The sequence below is a fragment of the Pantoea sp. SM3640 genome (assembly GCF_015654165.1).
GTDB lineage: Bacteria > Pseudomonadota > Gammaproteobacteria > Enterobacterales > Enterobacteriaceae > Pantoea > Pantoea vagans.
Map to the genome: position 1 here is coordinate 1807688 of NZ_CP064872.1, position 17173 is coordinate 1824860.

Below are 17173 nucleotides of genomic sequence, written 5' to 3' on the forward strand. Positions count from 1 at the left end.
GTGTCAGGTTGATAAGATGGACAAGTTTCTCAGTGCGGATCTCATCCGCACCCGTTTCTCTCAGGCGATGTCAGCGATGTATCAGCAGGAGGTGCCGCAATATGGCACGCTGATGCAGCTGGTCGCCACCGTCAACGAGCGTACGCTGGAAGCCGATATCGCGCTCAAAGATCGTCTCACCGCCGCGGATGAAATTGGCCGGCTCAGCCTTGAACGTCACGGCGCAATCCGCGTTGGCACGGCAGACGAATTAGCTACGCTGCGGCAGCTGTTTGCGGTGATGGGGATGTCCCCGGTAGGCTATTACGATCTCTCTCAGGCGGGTGTGCCGGTGCACTCCACGGCGTTCCGGCCAGTCACCGATGCGGCGCTTCGGCGCAATCCTTTCCGGGTCTTTACCTCGCTGTTACGTCCTGAACTGATTGACGATCCCGCGCTGCGCGAAAAGGCGGCAGAGATCCTGGCCGCACGCGACATTTTCACTTCCCGTTGTCGGGCGCTGCTGCAGTTACATGAGCAGCAGGGCGGATTAACTGACGCTCAGGCTACCGAATTTGTGACCGAAGCACTGGAAACCTTCCGCTGGCACGCCCACAGCAGCGTGGACAGTCAGACCTATCAGGCGCTGAACCAGCAGCATCGCTTGATCGCAGATGTCGTCTGCTTTCCCGGCTGCCACATCAACCATCTCACCCCGCGTACGCTCGATATCGACCGCGTCCAGCAACTGATGCCGTCGCGCGGCATCGATCCGAAAACGCTGATCGAGGGGCCGCCGCGTCGTCAGGTGCCGATTCTGCTGCGCCAGACCAGTTTCAAAGCGCTGGAGGAGCCGATCATCTTTAAGGACGGGCATCAGGGCACCCACACAGCGCGCTTCGGTGAAATTGAGCAGCGCGGCGCGGCGCTGACGCCTGCAGGGCGTGCGCTCTATGATCGACTGCTCAGCGAGGCGGGCAGCGGTCAGGACAATCAGCAGCATCAGCAGCATCTGGCGGCCATTTTCCGTGACTTCCCCGACGACGAGACCACACTACGCCAGCAGGGGCTGGCCTGGTTCCACTATCGCCTGAGTGAAAAGGGCGTCGCGACACCGCCGGATAAGGGTGAAGCGCTGGAGGATCTGATCAGGCAGGGGCGTGTGCTGGCAGACCCGATCGTCTATGAGGATTTTCTGCCCGTCAGCGCGGCAGGGATTTTTCAGTCCAACCTCGGCGATCGGGCGCAGGTCCGTTCGGCGGGACAGGCGAGCCGGCAGGCGTTTGAAGCGGCGCTGGGCTCTGCGGTACTGGATGAGATGGCATTGTACAAAGAGCGCCAGCAGCGCTCGCTGGCACAGTGCGGAATACAGACGTCCTGATGTTTTCGCCGGGCAACGCCTCTGTTGCCCGCACCACCTTCACTAAGCCGGTTTTTTAAAGTCCTGGTCCTGACGCGGAGCATAAGGGGGAACAGGCTGATCTTACTGAAGAAAAATTACGCTTTATCGGTCAGCGCAGGTTTCGCAGCGTGAGTATCTTAATCAGTTAGCGAGCTGACTGCTTAGCTGTGTAAAAAACGGCGCAGAATCAAACCCGGACACCGCTTACAGGCGGAGTGGCACGGTATTCATCCTGAGCAAAAAGATAAACAATACTTAACCCTGGCTGAGACTGGTGCTCTGAACCTGTTGACGAGCATGTTCATGCCCATCTCTGACGCTTCGGCATATTCTGCAAATCCCCTCCGTACCTGGACAATGGTGGCGGGCCTGCAAATAATGGAGGAACGTCTGAACAGGGAAACAGGAATGAAAAACGAAACAGGTCTGAGGATCATGACGGCCGAGGGGGAGTTGTGTGGATGCATGGACGATGACCTTTTCGTATTCAAAGGCATACCTTATGCGGCGGCTCCGGTTGGCGCACTGCGCTGGCGTCCGCCACAGCCGATCACGCCCTGGCAGCAGATGCGCGATGCCACCGCTTTTGGGGCTGCCGGCTGGCAAAATCGCACATATTGTCAGGCGGTGGGCGGTGGCGATCCCGGTGAGTTTAGTGAAGATTGCCTCTACCTGAATGTCTGGACGCCCGATGTTGCGCCGACAAAGCCGCTGCCCGTAATGGTGTGGCTGCACGGTGGAGGCTTCACCATCGGTGCTGGCGGGCTGGCTCCGTACAACGGCAAGCCGCTGGCTTCACGTGGTGCGGTGGTGGTCACGCTGAACTACCGTCTGGGTCACCTCGGTTTCTTCTCCCATCCTGCGCTGGATGCAGAATACCCTGCCGCGGGTACGGTAAACAATTTTGGCCTGCTCGATCAGATTGCCGCACTGCAGTGGGTGCAGCGCAACATTCCAGCCTTTGGCGGCGACCGCCGTAATGTGACACTTTTCGGTGAATCCTCTGGCGCGCGCAGCGTGCTCTCGCTTTGCTGTTCGCCGCTGGCAGAAGGGCTGTTCCACAAAGGGATCGTGCAAAGTGCCTATAGCCTGCCGGATACGCCGCTGAAAAAAGCGCGTCAGCAGGGCGTGGCAGTGGCGCGCCATTTCGGCCTGCCGCCCGATGCCAGCGCGGATGACCTGCGCGCACTGCCCGCCGATGCCTTCTGGCCGCTGGAGGGGCAACTGGCGATCCCGCCGGTGCCAATTGCCGGTGATGCCGTTCTGCCCGAGCCAATGCTGAAAACCTTCATGGCTGGCAAACAGCACCGTCTGCCGCTGATGGCGGGCAGTAACAGTGATGAAGCCAGCGTGCTGGAATATTTTGGCGTGGATGCCACCGCGGTATTGCTTCAGCTGCGTGATAAAAACCGGCTCACCTATCGGACGCTGAAATGGATGTATGACATCCATGACGATCAGTTGCTGGGACGTGCCGTGGCGCGTGATATGGCCTTCAGCCTGGTGCCGTGGCTGGTGATGCGGGCGCAGCACAGTGCCGGTATGCCGGGCTGGCGCTACTGGTTCGATTATGTTTCTGAGCACGCTCGTGACCTTTATCCTCATGGCACCTGGCACGGCAATGAAGTGCCTTATGTCCTGAACACACTGAGTCAGATGCCGGATCCCAATGAAGCGCGGCCATTCAGTGAAGCCGATCGCGCTTTTGCGGCGCGTGTCAGCGAATACTGGTTTACTTTCGCCCGTGACGCCACGGAGTATAAGCATCAGCTTGATGGCGAGGTTGTCTGGCCAGCCTGGCATCCCGGCAATGACGTGACAATGTCACTTGGCAATGAGCGTAATAACGGACTGGTTCTGAAACGAAACTTTATGCGCGCCCGCATGCGGCTTTTCAGGCTGCTGATGACGCGTATGGTCCGGCTATAGGTCAGAGGTGATAGTTAATCTGCTAACCATTAAACTGCGTGAATGGAATTTTTCTGCTTTTTAAAGTCTAATCTATTGAAATTATGATATTTTCGATAAATGCACGCATTAAGACGCTGTAAAATATCAGGTAACAAAACAGTTACATTTTCACTATCTCATGCCGATAAATCTCCTATGCCCGACGCTTGCGGGTCAACGTGTATAGGATTTTGGTATGGGAATGCTCAAAAATTTTACCATTCGCGCAGTGATGCTCACGATTCTGGGCCTGTTCTGTTTACTGTGGAGCGGCGTCGGGCTGTACAGCATCCACTCGCTTGGCGCGCTCAGCGAAGGCAATGACGTTGACCGTCATCTGGTTGAGCAAATGACGGTACTGAGCAAAGGCAACGATCAATATTTTCGTGTCATTACGCGCCTGTCCCGCGTGATGGAAGGTAAAGCCGCCGGCAAAACGCTGACCGATGAGGCCTATGCACCGGTGCAGCAGGCGCTGGATGGCATGACTCAGCAACTGGCGCGCTTTAAACAGCTGGCTCCCGGTCCTATGGATCCGGACGTCGTCGATGGCGTCATTCAGAGCTGGCAAAAGTTGCTGGATGAGGGCGTGACGCCACAACTGCAACTGGCCCGTCAGGCCTCACCGGACGCATATCGCCAGCAGGCGAACAATGTCACCCCGCCGCTCAGTCGTGCCTTTGGCATCAGCGCAGAGAAGTTTAACCAGGGCGCAGCCGAAAAACTGGACAAAACCCGGGTTGAAGTTGACCACCTCACCGCGATGACCAAGACGATTATTACCATCACGGTGATTATCGGCCTGCTTATTCTGCTGTTTACCGACCGCTATCTGGTGGCGATGCTGGTCCGTCCGCTGGAAAGTATTCGTACCCACTTCGCAGTGATCGCGACAGGCGATCTCAGCCAGCCGGTAGCCGATTTTGGTCGCAACTGTGTCGGTAAACTGGTGCCGCTGCTGAGCGCCATGCAGGATAGCCTGCGTGAAGCGGTCAGCGCCATTCGCAGCGGGACCGAGAATATCTCGCGCGGTGCTGCTGAGATTTCTGCCGGTAACAATGACCTCTCTTCACGTACCGAAGAGCAGGCCGCTGCGCTGGAACAGACGGCGGCCAGCATGGAGCAGTTGACGGCCACGGTGAAATTCAACGCCGATAACGCCCGCCAGGCCAGCATGCTGGCAGAAACCGCCACCACCACGGCACAACGTGGCGGTCAGCTGGTGAGTGAAGTGGTCAGCACCATGGATGGCATCTCTGGCAGTTCGAAGAAGATTGCTGAGATTACCAACGTGATTAACGGCATCGCCTTCCAGACCAATATTCTGGCGCTGAACGCCGCGGTCGAAGCGGCACGTGCCGGCGAACAGGGTCGTGGTTTTGCGGTCGTGGCATCTGAAGTACGTAATCTGGCACAGCGCAGCGCCAACGCCGCCAAAGAGATCGCGACACTGATTGAAGACTCGGTGCAGCGTGTAGGAAAAGGCGCGGAGCTGGTCAGCACGACGGGCGGCACCATGAATAATATTCTGAAGTCGGTGCAGGATGTGGACGCGATTATGAAACAGATCGCTTCTGCGTCGGAAGAGCAGAGCAAGGGTATTTCTCAGGTGGGCACCGCAGTTACCGAAATGGACAGCGTGACGCAGCAGAACGCTTCACTGGTTGAGGAGGTCTCCGCCGCCGCGAGTGCGCTGGCGCTGCAGACTGAAGCGCTGCAGGCCTCTGTGTCGAAGTTCCGCCTTTCCAGCAACCGTCCGGCTTCACCTGCCGTCAGCAATACACCGGCAGCGCCAAAAGCTCCTGTGCTGAATGCGCCTCAGGCGAAACCTGCTGATAATGGCGACTGGGTGACGTTCTGATCCCTGCAGAGCCACGCCACCAGCTCCGCGAGGAACGGTGGCGCATCCTGCGCGGGCCGCTGCAGTAAACTGTAAACGGCTCCGGTTTTAACCTCGCCAGCGAACGGCTTAATCAGCCTGCCGCTGGCGATATCACTCTCCACCAGGTTGCTGTCGGCAATCGCCACGCCATACCCCTGAATCGCTGCGCTAATCGCTAAATCCATCGTGGCAAAATGCTGGTTTCGCTTCATGCTGAGCATTACCTGCTGCGCCTGTAACCAGCACTGCCAGTCACGCGTGTCTGACGTGGGATGCAAAAAGGTCATTGCGGACAGCGCCGCCGTCGTCTCCGGGCAGGGCTGACCAGCTGCCATCACCGGCGTCAGCGACTCGCTGAACAGGCAGATCCCGTCAGGATGCGGCTTGCCATAGACAATCGCCGCGTCAAAATTTTCAAGCTGCGCCGCATGATCCAGGGTGGTCGTCAGGGCCACATGCAGTTCAGGGCGGTGAAGCTCCAGCGCCATCAGCCGCGGCACCAGCCAGCGCATGGCACAGGTCGGCGCTTTCAGGCGAAGGCTGACCTGACTGCGACGGACCTTTTCGCTGGCCTGAACCATCAGCTCAAAGCCCTGGCTGAGTTCAGGCAGCAGCGCGGCACCCTGCGGGGTCAGCCGCAGCCCGCGCGCATGGCGGTCAAACAGCATCACGCCCAGCCACTGCTCCAGGGTAGCAATCTTACGACTGACAGCACCCTGCGTCAGGCAGAGCTCGCGGGCAGCATGGGTCAGATTAAGGTGACGGGCCGTCACCAGAAAGGCGTGAATGGCATTGAGTGGCAGCGATGAGCGTGACACGGTGGACCTCAGCTATGCAATTTTGTCATGGCTATTATGACGACATTTCGCTTGCCGACTCAAGTTGCAGCCCGTTGAATAACGATGTATCGCATCTGACCAGTTATGCACCTGACGGAGAACATATGTCCCTGAAAACGCCAGTCGCTGTTCACTCAAAATTGCCGGAAGTCGGCACCACTATCTTTAGCGTCATCGGCCAGCTTTCGGCACAGCATCAGGCGATTAACCTGTCGCAGGGCGCGCCCAGTTTCCCCTGTGATCCGGCGCTGGTCGATTCCGTCAGTCGTGCGATGCAGGAGGGGCATAATCAGTATGCTGCCATGATGGGACTGCCCGCCTTACGCGAGGCACTCGCTGGCAAAGTGCAGACGCTTTATGGACAGACATATGATGCCGCGAGTGAAGTGTTAATCACCGGCAGCGCCAGCCAGGGAATCTATATGGCGATTACCGCGCTGGTTCATCAGGGCGATGAGGTAATCTTCTTTGAGCCGGCATTTGACAGCTACGCGCCCGTGGTGCGGTTGCAGGGCGGAACGCCGATAGGCCTGAAGCTGCAGGTGCCGTCGTTTGCTATCGACTGGGATCAGCTGCGGGCAGCGATCACGCCACGCACCAGGATGATTATCATTAACACGCCACATAATCCCAGTGCGCAGGTGCTGACGCCCGATGACCTCAACCAGCTGGCCGCGTTGATCCGCAACACCGACATCGTGGTGCTCTCCGATGAGGTTTATGAACATATTCTGTTTGATGGTCGCCCGCACTGCGGCATGGCGACGCACCCGGAGCTGGCCGCACGTAGCGTCATCGTCTCCTCATTTGGTAAAACCTTCCACGTCACCGGCTGGCGGGTAGGCTACTGTCTGGCACCGGCGGAGCTGATGACCGAGCTGGTGAAAGTGCATCAGTTTATGATGTACGCCGCCGACACGCCGATGCAGGTGGGATTCGCACACTATCTGCAGACGCCGCAGAACTACCTGTCACTTAACGCTTTCTATCAGCAGAAGCGCGATCGGCTAATCGACCTGATGCAGAACTCGCCGTTCCGGCTGCTGCCGAGCGCCGGTTCGTTCTTTATGCTCGCCAGCTATGGACATTTCAGTGACGAACCGGACAGTGAGATGGTAAAACGTCTTATCGTCGATCACGGTGTGGCAACCATACCGCTGTCGGCGTTTTATATGGATGGCACAGACAACAAACTGATTCGTCTCTCTTTTGCGAAAGACGAGGCGACACTAGAGGCTGGCGCGGCTGCGCTTTGTGCTTTTTCTCACTGAATCACGCGAGCGTGATTCAGTACGGGGAACAGGTAACCAGGACTTTTCGGGGTAAATAGATAATGAAAAAACTGAACGCGCTTTTTCTCGCTCTGGGCATGATGACAACGGTACAGGCACTGGCTCAGGATTTACGTTACGGCGTGGAGTCACAATATCCGCCGTTTGAAAGCCGCAACGCAAAAGGTGAGCTGGAAGGCTTTGATATTGAGCTGGGTAATGCCATCTGTAAGGCAGGCAACTTCAGCTGCCACTGGGTTGAGAGCAGCTTTGATGCGCTGATCCCGGCACTGCAGGCGAAAAAGTTCGACGCCATTAACTCGGCGATGAATATCACCGAAGCGCGCGCCAAAAGCATCGCGTTTACGCAGCCGATCTACCGTATTCCAACCATGTTAGTGGCGAAAAAGGGTGAAAATCTGGCACCGACCGCCGAAGGTCTGAAGGGCAAAAACATCGGTGTGTTGCAGGGATCGATTCAGGAAACCTATGCGAAGAAGCACTGGGAAACCCAGGGCGTGACGGTGACGTCGTATCAGGATCAGAACCAGGTTTATAACGACATGGTCGCGGGCCGCCTTGATGGCACACTGGTGATGTCCGCTGCCGGTCAGTCGGGCTTCCTCGATAAGCCGCAGGGCAAAGGCTTTGGCTTTGTGGGCAAGCCCGTCGAAGATGATGCGATTCTGGGTTCTGGCATCGGCTATGGCCTGCGTAAAGATGACACGCCACTGAAGCAGTCGCTGGACGCGGCAATCGCCAAAGTGCAGGGCGATGGCACCCTCAAAAAGCTGGCTGAAAAATACTTCCCGGGTATTGATGTCAGCGCGAAGCCATAACAGCAATCGGGCGCGTTCTGCGCCCGATTTCTCCGCTTAACCCGCCGCCAGATAACAGAGCTTTTCTGCCACCTGATAGGACTTCACAAATGATGAGACTGGCAAAAACTCGAAGCGTGAATGGAAGTTATGCGCGCCGGTAAAGAAGTTCGGCGTCAGCAGGCCTTTGGCTGACAGCGCGGCACCGTCCGTGCCACCCCGCATCGGAATCACTTTCGGCTCAATCTCCAGTGCGGCAAAGGCGCTGAAGATCAGATCTATTGCCCGGCGATCCTCACCCAGTGCATTGCTGATATTGCTGTAGATATCGCTGATCGTGATGCTCACTTCGCCTGTGGGATAGCGCGCCGCCAGTTCCTCTGCCGCCTGCTGCAACTGCTGCTTACGCGCCGCGAAGCTGGCCAGATCAAAATCACGAATAGAGGCCTTTAACGTCGCCTTGCTGGCGTTGGCCTGAATCTCATTAAACCAGATATAGCCTTCACGACCTTCGGTGTTCTCCGGTGTCTGCTGACGATCAAACAGACTGATGTAGTCATGGGCCATCAGCAGCGGATTGAGCAGCACGCCTTTGCCCGACATGGGGTGTGCCGGAACGCCGGTAAACACAATCTCAGCCGCGGCTCCATTAAAGTTCTCGTAAACCACTTCGCCCAGTTCGCAGCAGTCGATGGTCCAGGCAAAATCGACATTAAACCGCGTGTCCAGATCCAGCGCTTTCGCCCCGCGCAGGCCAATCTCTTCGTCTGGTACAAACGCCACCACGATATCGCCATGATCGCCTTTGAGGTTCGCCATCAGCGTCATCACCACGGTGACCGCCGCTTTATTGTCTGCGCCCAGCACGCTGGTGCCGTCGCTGAAGATCACCTGCTGGCCGACGTAGGGCGCGATCTCCGGATGCTCATCGCGGCGCAGCCAGATATCCTGCTCTGTATTCAGACAGAGATCGTCACCCTGCCAGGTGAGGATCTGCGGGTGGATATCGGGCGACAAGCCCACGTCAACGGTATCAATGTGCGTGATAAACCCGATGCGCGGAGCGTCTGGACGGTTGCCCCGTTTCACCGCCGTCACCGTAGCATGGTCATCAATCACCACCTCGTCCAGCCCCAGCGCCCGCAGCTCGTCCGCCAGCAGTTCCGCCATAGCGTGCTGGCTCGGCGTACTCGGCAGAGTCGTGGATTTGGCATCGCTCTGACTGCTGACGGCGAGGTAACGAAAAAAACGTTCGGTGAGTTGCGACTCAAGTTTGTCTGTCATCACTATTCCTTATTAGTCAGCCATGGGCGGGGGTTCGCTATGGTGCCGAATCGTGCTATCAATGAAGCATCTGAATGATTCATTTAGATATTGTGATCACCGGAAGTCAATACAAAGCGAGGATGATAATGAAAATCAAGATAGCCACCTTAGCGCTTGTTACTGCTGGGATAGCGCTGGCTGGCAGCGTTAACGCCAAAACGCTGGTCTACTGTTCTGAGGGATCGCCAGAAAATTTTAACCCTCAGCTCTATACCTCGGGAACCAGTGTCGACGCCAGTGCCGTGCCGGTGTTTAACCGGCTGGTGGACTTCACGCCCGGCACCACCGATCTGGTGCCCAGCCTGGCAGAACGCTGGGAGATCAGCCCGGATGGCACCGTCTACACCTTCCATCTGCGCAAAAACGTGAAGTTCCAGAGCAACAAACAGTTCAGACCCAGCCGCGACTTCAATGCCGATGATGTGATCTTCTCGTTTATGCGCCAGATGGACCCCAAAAATCCCTACCATAATGTCTCTGGCGGCACCTATTCCAACTTTGAAAGCCTCGAGCTTTCCACGCTGATTAAAAGCATCGACCGGGTGGATGACCACACTGTGCGCTTTACGCTCGCCCATCCGGAAGCGCCGTTCCTTGCCGACCTCGCCTGGTATTTCGCCTCGATTCACTCGGCTGAATACGCAGACGCCATGCTGAAAGCGGGGACGCCGGAGAAGGTCGATATGAACCCGATTGGCACCGGCCCGTTTGAGCTGGTGCAGTACCAGAAAGATTCCCGAATCCTCTACAAGGCCTTCCCGGACTACTGGCAGGGCAAGGCGAAGCTGGATCGTCTGGTGTTCAGCATTACGCCGGATGCTTCCGTGCGTTACGCCAAGCTGGAGAAGAACGAGTGTCAGGTGATGCCATTCCCGAACCCCGCCGATCTCGACAAGATGCGCGCCAACCCGGATATCACCCTGGAACAGAAGGCGGGCCTGAACACCGGCTTCCTGGCGTTCAACACCACCAAAGCGCCAACTGACAACGTTAAAGTGCGGCAGGCGCTGGCGATGGCGATCAACAAACCGGCAATCATCGAGGCGATATTTAAAGGTACCGGCACGGTTGCGAAAAATATCCTGCCGCCTGGCGTCTGGAGTGCGAACAAAGATCTGAAAGATTACGACTACGACCCGGAGCAGGCCAAAGCGTTGCTGCAACAGGCGGGTGTGAAACCCGGCACCGAGATTGCGCTCTGGGCGATGCCGGTTCAGCGGCCTTACAACCCGAATGCACGCCGCATGGCGGAGATGATTCAGTCGGACTGGGCCAAAGTCGGCATCAAAGCCAGTATCGTCAGTTATGAGTGGGGCGAATACCTGAAACGCGTGCGCAGCGGCGAGCATCAGGCGGCGCTGATGGGCTGGACCACCGCGACCGGCGATCCTGACAACTTCTTTGGCCCGCTTTACAGCTGCACCTCTGCGCAGGGCGGTTCTAACTCATCAAAATGGTGCTATCAGCCGTTTGAGAAGTTAATTACCGAAGCCCGCGCCGAGCCGGATCAGGGCAAACGTACCGCGCTCTATCTGCAGGCGCAGCAGATGATGCATGACCAGATGCCTGCGGTGATGATTGCGCACTCCACCATCTTCGAGCCGGTGCGCAAATCGGTCAGCGGTTATCAGGTCGATCCGTTCGGCAAGCACATCTTCTATCAGGTTGATATTAAGCAGTAATACCTTCCTGCACAGGCCCATACGTATTGGGCCTGTGCAGTTTACCCAAAATCCGGTAACCCTTATCCCATCCTCACCTGCTGATCCATCTCCGTCAGCCGCTGCTGCAAAAACGCCAGAAACAACGTCAGTGCTGCGTTGCGCTGACGACCCGACACCGTCTGAAGCTGCAACGTCCGCTGACTCAGTTGATCCACCCCCAGCGATCGCAACACCAGATTCTGGGACTCGCGCTCAAACAGCAGGGTAAATGCGCTGCAGATGGTCACCGCCTGTGGCGTATGCAGCAAAAAGTGATAGAGCGTGGCGAAATAGTCGCAGGTCAATACCGGTTCAACCACGCAGTCATTCATCTGACAGGAGAGATCAAACAGCTGCCGCACGGTCGTGTGATGGCCCGGCAGCGCCAGCGGCCAGCGGTGCAAATCGCCCAGTGTTACCTCACGTGACGCCAGCGGATGTGACTGATGCATCGCCAGTAGAACCGGGGCAGGCCACGAGCCGAGCACCTCAACGCTGCGCTCAGGTTGCAGACTGAACTGCAGCGCCACATCGCATTCACCCGCCCTGACGCATGCCGCCACGCCCTGCGAGTGCGTCACGTTAATCGCAAACAGTGCGCCGGGGTTCGCCAGACGAAACGCCGCCAGCAGGCCAGGCAGCAGACTGAACGCCATGCCATCCGTGCAGGCGATACGGATCAGGCTGCGGCGTACCGCTTTCAGGCCCTTAATCTCCGCCAGCGCATATTCCATATCAAGCTGACTTTTACGCACGTGATACGCAAAAATTTCTCCCGCCTCATTCAGTACCATGCCGCGTGCATGCCGTTCAAACAGCGGCACACCGACCTGCGCTTCCAGCCGCTGAATCTGACGGCTGATAGCGGACACCGCCACAAACAGTTTCTCACTGGCGGCACTCAGCGAACCGCTCTCAACGACCGCCAGGAAATAACGGATTTCGCTGCTTAACATGGTCACTCCAACAAAACGCATCATAAAAGGGCAGCAATGCGTTGCTTTAAAAGCAAAGGCCACTCGATAAATTGATAATTGTGGCAAAGGGAGAAGTTTGTCAAAGATAAAGCACGATAAAAATAACAGACAGGGCAAACATGACAGAGCAACAGGCAGTTGACCAGGCGATGCACTATTTCGATAGCGGTGAGTTTCAGCAACTGCTGGCACGGCGCGTTGCCTGCGTGACTGAAAGCCAGCACGCCAGCAGACGGACAGAGCTGGACCACTATCTGCAGCAGGAAATTGGTCCGCAGCTGGCGGCGATGGGATTCACGCTACACCCATTTGACAATCCGCAGCCCGGCAGCCCGCCGTTTCTGATCGCCACCCGTATCGAAGATCCGTCAAAACCCACGCTGCTCTGCTATGGCCACGGCGATGTAGTGTTTGGTGACGATGAAAACTGGCGCGAAGGGTTATCGCCCTGGCAACTCACAGCCGAAGGCGATCGCCTGTATGGACGTGGCAGCGCGGATAACAAAGGCCAGCACTGCGTGAATCTCGCGGCGCTGGAGCAGGTTTGGCAAGCACGCGGCGGCGTGCTGGGCTTCAACTGCAAAATCCTGTTCGAAATGGGCGAAGAGATCAGCTCGCCAGGGCTGGCTGAGATCTGCCAGCAACAGCAGGCGCTGTTAAAGGCCGATCTTTTTATCGCCTCGGATGGCCCACGCCTTAATGCGCTGCGGCCAACACTGTTTCTGGGTTCACGTGGTGCGGCGAACTTTCGTCTGTCTATTCGGGCGCGTGACAACGCCTACCACTCCGGTAACTGGGGCGGACTGCTGAGCAACCCTGGTACTCAACTGGCCAGTGTGATCGTCTGCCTGGTGAATGCGCAGGGCGTATTACAGGTTGCCGCGCTGAAACCAGACTCCCTGACCGACGCCGTGCGCGCCATCCTCAGTGATATTGATGTGGGCGGCATGCCAGGCGATCCCGCACTTGCAGACGGCTGGGGCGAGCCTGGCCTGACGCCTGCCGAACGCCTTTACGGCTGGAACACCCTGGAGGTGCTGGCCTTTGAAACCGGTAATCCGACACGACCCATGAACGCCATTCCGGGCATCGCTACGGCGGTGTGTCAGCTGCGTTTTGTGGTCGGCACCGACTGGGAAAATCTGGTGGAGCATGTCGAACGTCACCTGCATCAGCACGGCTTCGATAACGTCAGCGTGGAGTTTCTGCGCGGCTCACCGGCGACGCGGCTTGATCCGCAGGATCCGCTGGTGGACTGGGCGCTGGATACGCTGGCCCGCAGCAGCGGCAAAAAACCGGCGCTGCTGCCTAATCTCGGCGGTTCACTGCCCAATGAGGTCTTCGCCGATATCCTGGGCCTGCCGACGCTATGGGTGCCACATTCTTATCCCGCCTGCGGCCAGCATGGCGTTAACGAACATATGCTCACCTCGATTGCACGCGAAGGCCTGGCGATTATGACCCGGCTGTTCTGGCAACTGGGCGAAGAGGGCGAACAGCTGATGACGCGCCACCATCAGTGGCGGAGAGGTGAACAATGAGCAGCATCGCGCAAAGTGCCCCGCAGGTAAAACCGAGCCTGCATAAAACGCTGTTCGCCACCTGCATCGGTAACGCGCTGGAGTGGTTCGACATCGCGGTTTATGGCTTTTTCGCCAGCTACATCGCCCACGTTTTCTTTCCGGTCAGCGATCCGTCGGTGTCACTGCTGCTGACCTTTGGCAGCTTCGGTATCTCTTTTCTAATCCGCCCGCTGGGAGCCATCGTTCTGGGCAACTATGCCGACCGGCATGGCCGCAAAAAGGCGCTGCTGCTGTCGATTAATCTGATGATGCTGGGCGGGGCGATCATTACGTTTATGCCGGGTTACGCCACTATCGGTCTGGCTGCGCCGCTGCTGATTATTCTGGCGCGGCTGATACAGGGCTTTTCTGCCGGCGGTGAGTTTGGCAGTTCGACCGCCTTTCTGGTGGAGCATTTTCCCGAGCGCAAAGCGTTCATCGCCAGCTGGCAGTTCGCCACCCAGGGTGCCAGTACGCTGATGGCATCGGCTTTCGGACTGGGGCTGACACAGTGGCTGAGCGAAAGTGAGATTCAGGCGTGGGGCTGGCGCATCCCGTTTGCTTTCGGCTTGCTGATTGGGCCGCTGGGGATCTACATCCGCCGTCATGTGCAGGAACCCGCCAGCTTTGCCTCGCAGGAAAAGGAAGCCGCACCGCTGAAAACCCTGTTCGGGCGGCAGAAAGCGCTGATCACGCTGGCGATTGGCGTGATGGTAATTTCGACCGCGGTCAACTACATGCTCAACTACATCCCGACCTACGCCACTAAAACGCTGCACCTGCCGGGATCGGTCGCCTTCACCGCTACGCTGATAGCGGGGATCATCCTGACGGTGGTGACGCCCATCATGGGATTGTGGGCGGAGCGGATTGGGCGGTTGCCGCTGATGTGGGGATCGCTGCTGTTGCTGGTGGTCACTATCTATCCCGCGTTTAAATGGATGGTCGATCACACCACGCCCACCACGCTGATCCTGCTGGTGGCCTGGATGGCGCTGCTGAAGTCGATCTACTTCTCGACGGTGCCGTCGGTAATGGCGGATCTCTTCCCGGCGACTACCCGTGCCAGCGGGATGGCGATCAGTTACAACGTGGCCGTAACAGTATTCGGCGGGTTTGCCCCGCTGATTTGCAGCATGCTGATTGCCGCCACCGGCAGCAGTCTGGCACCAGGCTACTACCTGATGGCAGTGGCAGTGCTGAGCGGTGTCGCGCTGCTGCGCTGCAGTAAGCGGGTGGCATAGCAAATCAGGCCAGTTCATTGGCTTTTTCAGGCAGCTGACATAGTCACATCAGGCTCTGGCGGCAATAAAAAAGCTCAAAGTGCCGGGATGAGGTGCGTACTAAAAATGCCGGGAGCGTTTTTGAACAACGCGAAGCGTTGGCCCGACAACGGGCGCACCTCAGGGATGAGGTGCGTAATTGCGCGGGCCGAGCATGCCATGGATGGCGGATTTTGCGACTTTCCGATCTGACCCTGTTTCTGCGCAGGCGCGATCTCAACCACGAAACGAACCAGCCTGCGTTATCAATCTCAACGGGCCGTTAAACCGACCAGTTCTTTAACTGAACTGTAAATAGGCAACATGGGTCTGCAGATACTCCTCCAGACCATGTTTTCCATCGGCCCCGCCGACACCCGACTTACGCCATCCGGCGTGAAAGCCCTGCATCGCTTCAAAGTTCTCACGGTTCACATAGGTTTCGCCAAACTTCAGTTTGCGCAGCGCGATCATCGTGGTATTGAGATTCCGGGTATAAATTGAGGAAGTCAGTCCATACTCGCAATCGTTAGCCAGGGTAATCGCCTCATCCAGCGTTTTAAAGGTCATCACCGGCAGCACAGGGCCAAAAATCTCCTCCTGCATAATCGCCATATTCTGACGCACATCGGTCAGCAGCGTAGGCTGGAAGAAGAAGCCTCTCTCTCCGGCGCGCCTGCCGCCCAGAATTAATTTTGCACCTGCAGCAACGGCATCGGCCACTTTCTGCTCGACCCGATCCCGTGCGGCGGCATTAATCAGCGGTCCCATATCGATATCACTGCGTTCGGCGGGATCGCCAAACGTCACCTGCTGAAACGCGGTAGTCAGTGCGCTGATAAACCGATCATAAATGCCTTCCTGCACATAGACGCGCTCCACGCAGTTACAGACCTGGCCGCTGTTGATCACGCGTGAGCTGATAATGGATCGCACCGCCAGATCCAGATCGGCATCCTCCATCACGATAGCGGGCGCTTTGCCGCCCAGTTCCAGCGACACTTTGGTCACATTTTTAGCCGCGGCTTCCATGGTGGCGATACCTGCCCCGACGCTGCCCGTCAGACTCACCAGCCCGACCTTTGGATTGGCCGCCAGTTCCTGTCCCACTTCCGGTCCCAGACCATAGACAATGTTAATGACGCCAGCTGGCAGACCCAGCGTCTGGATAATCCCGGCAAACAGTGCGGCATTGTTGGGCGTCAGCTCGCTGGGTTTAATCACAATCGTGTTGCCGGTGATCAGGGCAGGCGCTGCTTTGCGGGCGATCAGGAAAAAGGGAAAGTTCCACGGTAAAATCCCGGTGGTGACGCCAATCGCTTTTTTAAACAGGAAGATGTTTTCGTTGGGCCGGTCACTGTTGATGATCTCGCCTTCATAACGCCGTGCCCACTCCGCCATGTAATCGAGGTAGTCGGCGGTGAACAGCACTTCAGTCTTCGCCAGGCCCTGGGTTTTTCCGCCTTCCGCCACGATGGTCGCCGTCAGTTCAGGCTCGCGGTCGCGGATGGCGCTGGCGATTTTGTGCAGCCAGACGCCGCGTTCAACCGCAGGCAACGCTTCCCACGCCGGCTGAGCGGCTTCGGCGGCATTGATCGCAAGGCTGGCATCCTGACGGCTGCCCTGTGGAATGCGTGACAGCAACGCTTCAGTGGCCGGATTGATGACTTCAATCCACTGGTCACCCTGATGGGCGACAAACTCGCCATTAATGTAATGTTGATGATGTGTTGTCATTCGCTTGGCTCTCCGCTATCGATACGTTGCAATAATGTGATAGCAGGGTGAAACAGATCCCTAAGCGTGACCTTTAGCTTATTGCCAGCTTGCGCGTCCGGCTGGCAGCCAATCACAGATATCGGTGAGTTCTGCGGCAAAAACGTCAATCTGTTGTAGATTTAAAGGAGTGAAATCGTGAAAAAGGGGTTAAATAATGGCAAGCGGATGGGCAGGAGACGGCGCAGTACAGGAACAGATTGATAGCACCGTTAACGACGGGATTGAGCGGGTCAGACAATCGCTCGGGCAGGGCGAAAGCGCCACCGAATGTGAACTCTGCGGCGAACCGATTCCTGAAGCGCGCCGTCAGGCACTCAAAGGGGTGCATTACTGCGTGGCGTGTCAGGAAAAAATCGATAAACAGCAGCAGACCAGCAGCTTATATAACCGTCGTGGCAGTAAAGACAGTCAGCTGCGCTAACG

At 57.3% G+C, this 17173-nt stretch carries 13 protein-coding genes; 9 read left to right on the plus strand and 4 right to left on the minus strand.

The features are described from left to right. Window positions 1-16 precede the first annotated feature (16 nt). From IV493_RS08345 to IV493_RS08355, 3 genes are all read left to right on the plus strand, one after another. Complete coding sequence (locus IV493_RS08345; RefSeq protein ID WP_195858059.1) at window positions 17-1360, plus strand: VOC family protein; 1344 nt, start codon at window positions 17-19, stop codon at window positions 1358-1360. Window positions 1361-1789: 429 nt separating this feature from the next. Then, a complete protein-coding gene (locus IV493_RS08350) occupies window positions 1790-3310 on the plus strand; it encodes a carboxylesterase/lipase family protein (RefSeq protein WP_195858060.1) in 1521 nt (506 codons plus the stop codon). Between the two features lie 217 nt (window positions 3311-3527). Beyond that, window positions 3528-5192 (plus strand): methyl-accepting chemotaxis protein, encoded by a 1665-nt coding sequence (locus IV493_RS08355; protein ID WP_195858061.1) that lies wholly within the window; start codon window positions 3528-3530, stop codon window positions 5190-5192. On the opposite strand, the gene IV493_RS08360 is transcribed toward IV493_RS08355, so the two are convergent. After that, on the minus strand, window positions 5150-6031 hold the full coding sequence (locus IV493_RS08360) for a LysR family transcriptional regulator (protein WP_033783169.1): 882 nt from the start codon (window positions 6029-6031) through the stop codon (window positions 5150-5152). The genes IV493_RS08355 and IV493_RS08360 overlap by 43 nt on opposite strands. Window positions 6032-6156: 125 nt before the next feature. On the opposite strand from IV493_RS08360, the gene IV493_RS08365 reads away from it, so the two are divergent. Beyond that, complete coding sequence (locus IV493_RS08365) at window positions 6157-7323, plus strand: methionine aminotransferase (RefSeq protein ID WP_195858062.1); 1167 nt, start codon at window positions 6157-6159, stop codon at window positions 7321-7323. A gap of 62 nt (window positions 7324-7385) precedes the next feature. Continuing rightward, window positions 7386-8162 carry a transporter substrate-binding domain-containing protein gene (locus tag IV493_RS08370; RefSeq protein WP_195858063.1) on the plus strand — a complete coding sequence of 259 codons (777 nt, stop codon included), beginning with the start codon at window positions 7386-7388 and terminating at the stop codon, window positions 8160-8162. Window positions 8163-8198: 36 nt separating this feature from the next. Here IV493_RS08370 and pepT read toward each other — a convergent pair whose 3' ends face one another. After that, a complete protein-coding gene (gene pepT / locus IV493_RS08375) occupies window positions 8199-9425 on the minus strand; it encodes a peptidase T (protein ID WP_195858064.1) in 1227 nt (408 codons plus the stop codon). Window positions 9426-9553: 128 nt separating this feature from the next. Here pepT and IV493_RS08380 point away from each other — a divergent pair, with 128 nt between their 5' ends. Then, entirely contained in the window at window positions 9554-11149 is a 1596-nt protein-coding gene (locus IV493_RS08380; RefSeq protein ID WP_195858065.1) for an ABC transporter substrate-binding protein, read from the plus strand. Window positions 11150-11211: 62 nt separating this feature from the next. On the opposite strand, the gene IV493_RS08385 is transcribed toward IV493_RS08380, so the two are convergent. After that, window positions 11212-12126, minus strand: coding sequence for a LysR family transcriptional regulator (locus tag IV493_RS08385; protein ID WP_195858066.1), 915 nt, complete (start codon window positions 12124-12126; stop codon window positions 11212-11214). Window positions 12127-12266: 140 nt separating this feature from the next. On the opposite strand from IV493_RS08385, the gene IV493_RS08390 reads away from it, so the two are divergent. Both IV493_RS08390 and IV493_RS08395 read left to right on the plus strand, forming a co-directional pair. Beyond that, window positions 12267-13688 carry a M20 family metallopeptidase gene (locus IV493_RS08390; protein WP_195858067.1) on the plus strand — a complete coding sequence of 474 codons (1422 nt, stop codon included), beginning with the start codon at window positions 12267-12269 and terminating at the stop codon, window positions 13686-13688. Then, the gene (locus IV493_RS08395; RefSeq protein ID WP_195858068.1) at window positions 13685-14953 is read left to right on the plus strand and encodes an MFS transporter; all 1269 of its coding nucleotides are present in this window, start codon (window positions 13685-13687) and stop codon (window positions 14951-14953) included. The genes IV493_RS08390 and IV493_RS08395 overlap by 4 nt, the downstream gene beginning before the upstream one ends. 318 nt (window positions 14954-15271) lie before the next feature. Here IV493_RS08395 and aldA read toward each other — a convergent pair whose 3' ends face one another. Then, window positions 15272-16708, minus strand: a complete 1437-nt coding sequence (aldA, locus tag IV493_RS08400; RefSeq protein ID WP_095707162.1) for an aldehyde dehydrogenase — start codon at window positions 16706-16708, stop codon at window positions 15272-15274. Window positions 16709-16904: 196 nt separating this feature from the next. On the opposite strand from aldA, the gene IV493_RS08405 reads away from it, so the two are divergent. Then, entirely contained in the window at window positions 16905-17171 is a 267-nt protein-coding gene (locus tag IV493_RS08405; protein WP_013357929.1) for a DksA/TraR family C4-type zinc finger protein, read from the plus strand. Window positions 17172-17173: the final 2 nt, after the last annotated feature.

Bases quoted from the DNA above. Each gene is read 5' to 3' on its own strand.
- IV493_RS08365 (WP_195858062.1), top strand. From the start codon at position 6,157: ATGTCCCTGAAAACGCCAGTCGCTGTTCACTCAAAATTGCCGGAAGTC.
- IV493_RS08380 (WP_195858065.1), top strand. From the start codon at position 9,554: ATGAAAATCAAGATAGCCACCTTAGCGCTTGTTACTGCTGGGATAGCG.
- IV493_RS08370 (WP_195858063.1), top strand. From the start codon at position 7,386: ATGAAAAAACTGAACGCGCTTTTTCTCGCTCTGGGCATGATGACAACG.
- IV493_RS08390 (WP_195858067.1), top strand. From the start codon at position 12,267: ATGACAGAGCAACAGGCAGTTGACCAGGCGATGCACTATTTCGATAGC.
- IV493_RS08355 (WP_195858061.1), top strand. From the start codon at position 3,528: ATGGGAATGCTCAAAAATTTTACCATTCGCGCAGTGATGCTCACGATT.
- IV493_RS08395 (WP_195858068.1), top strand. From the start codon at position 13,685: ATGAGCAGCATCGCGCAAAGTGCCCCGCAGGTAAAACCGAGCCTGCAT.
- IV493_RS08345 (WP_195858059.1), top strand. From the start codon at position 17: ATGGACAAGTTTCTCAGTGCGGATCTCATCCGCACCCGTTTCTCTCAG.
- IV493_RS08385 (WP_195858066.1), bottom strand. From the start codon at position 12,126: ATGTTAAGCAGCGAAATCCGTTATTTCCTGGCGGTCGTTGAGAGCGGT.
- IV493_RS08405 (WP_013357929.1), top strand. From the start codon at position 16,905: ATGGCAAGCGGATGGGCAGGAGACGGCGCAGTACAGGAACAGATTGAT.
- IV493_RS08350 (WP_195858060.1), top strand. From the start codon at position 1,790: ATGAAAAACGAAACAGGTCTGAGGATCATGACGGCCGAGGGGGAGTTG.
- aldA (WP_095707162.1), bottom strand. From the start codon at position 16,708: ATGACAACACATCATCAACATTACATTAATGGCGAGTTTGTCGCCCAT.
- pepT (WP_195858064.1), bottom strand. From the start codon at position 9,425: ATGACAGACAAACTTGAGTCGCAACTCACCGAACGTTTTTTTCGTTAC.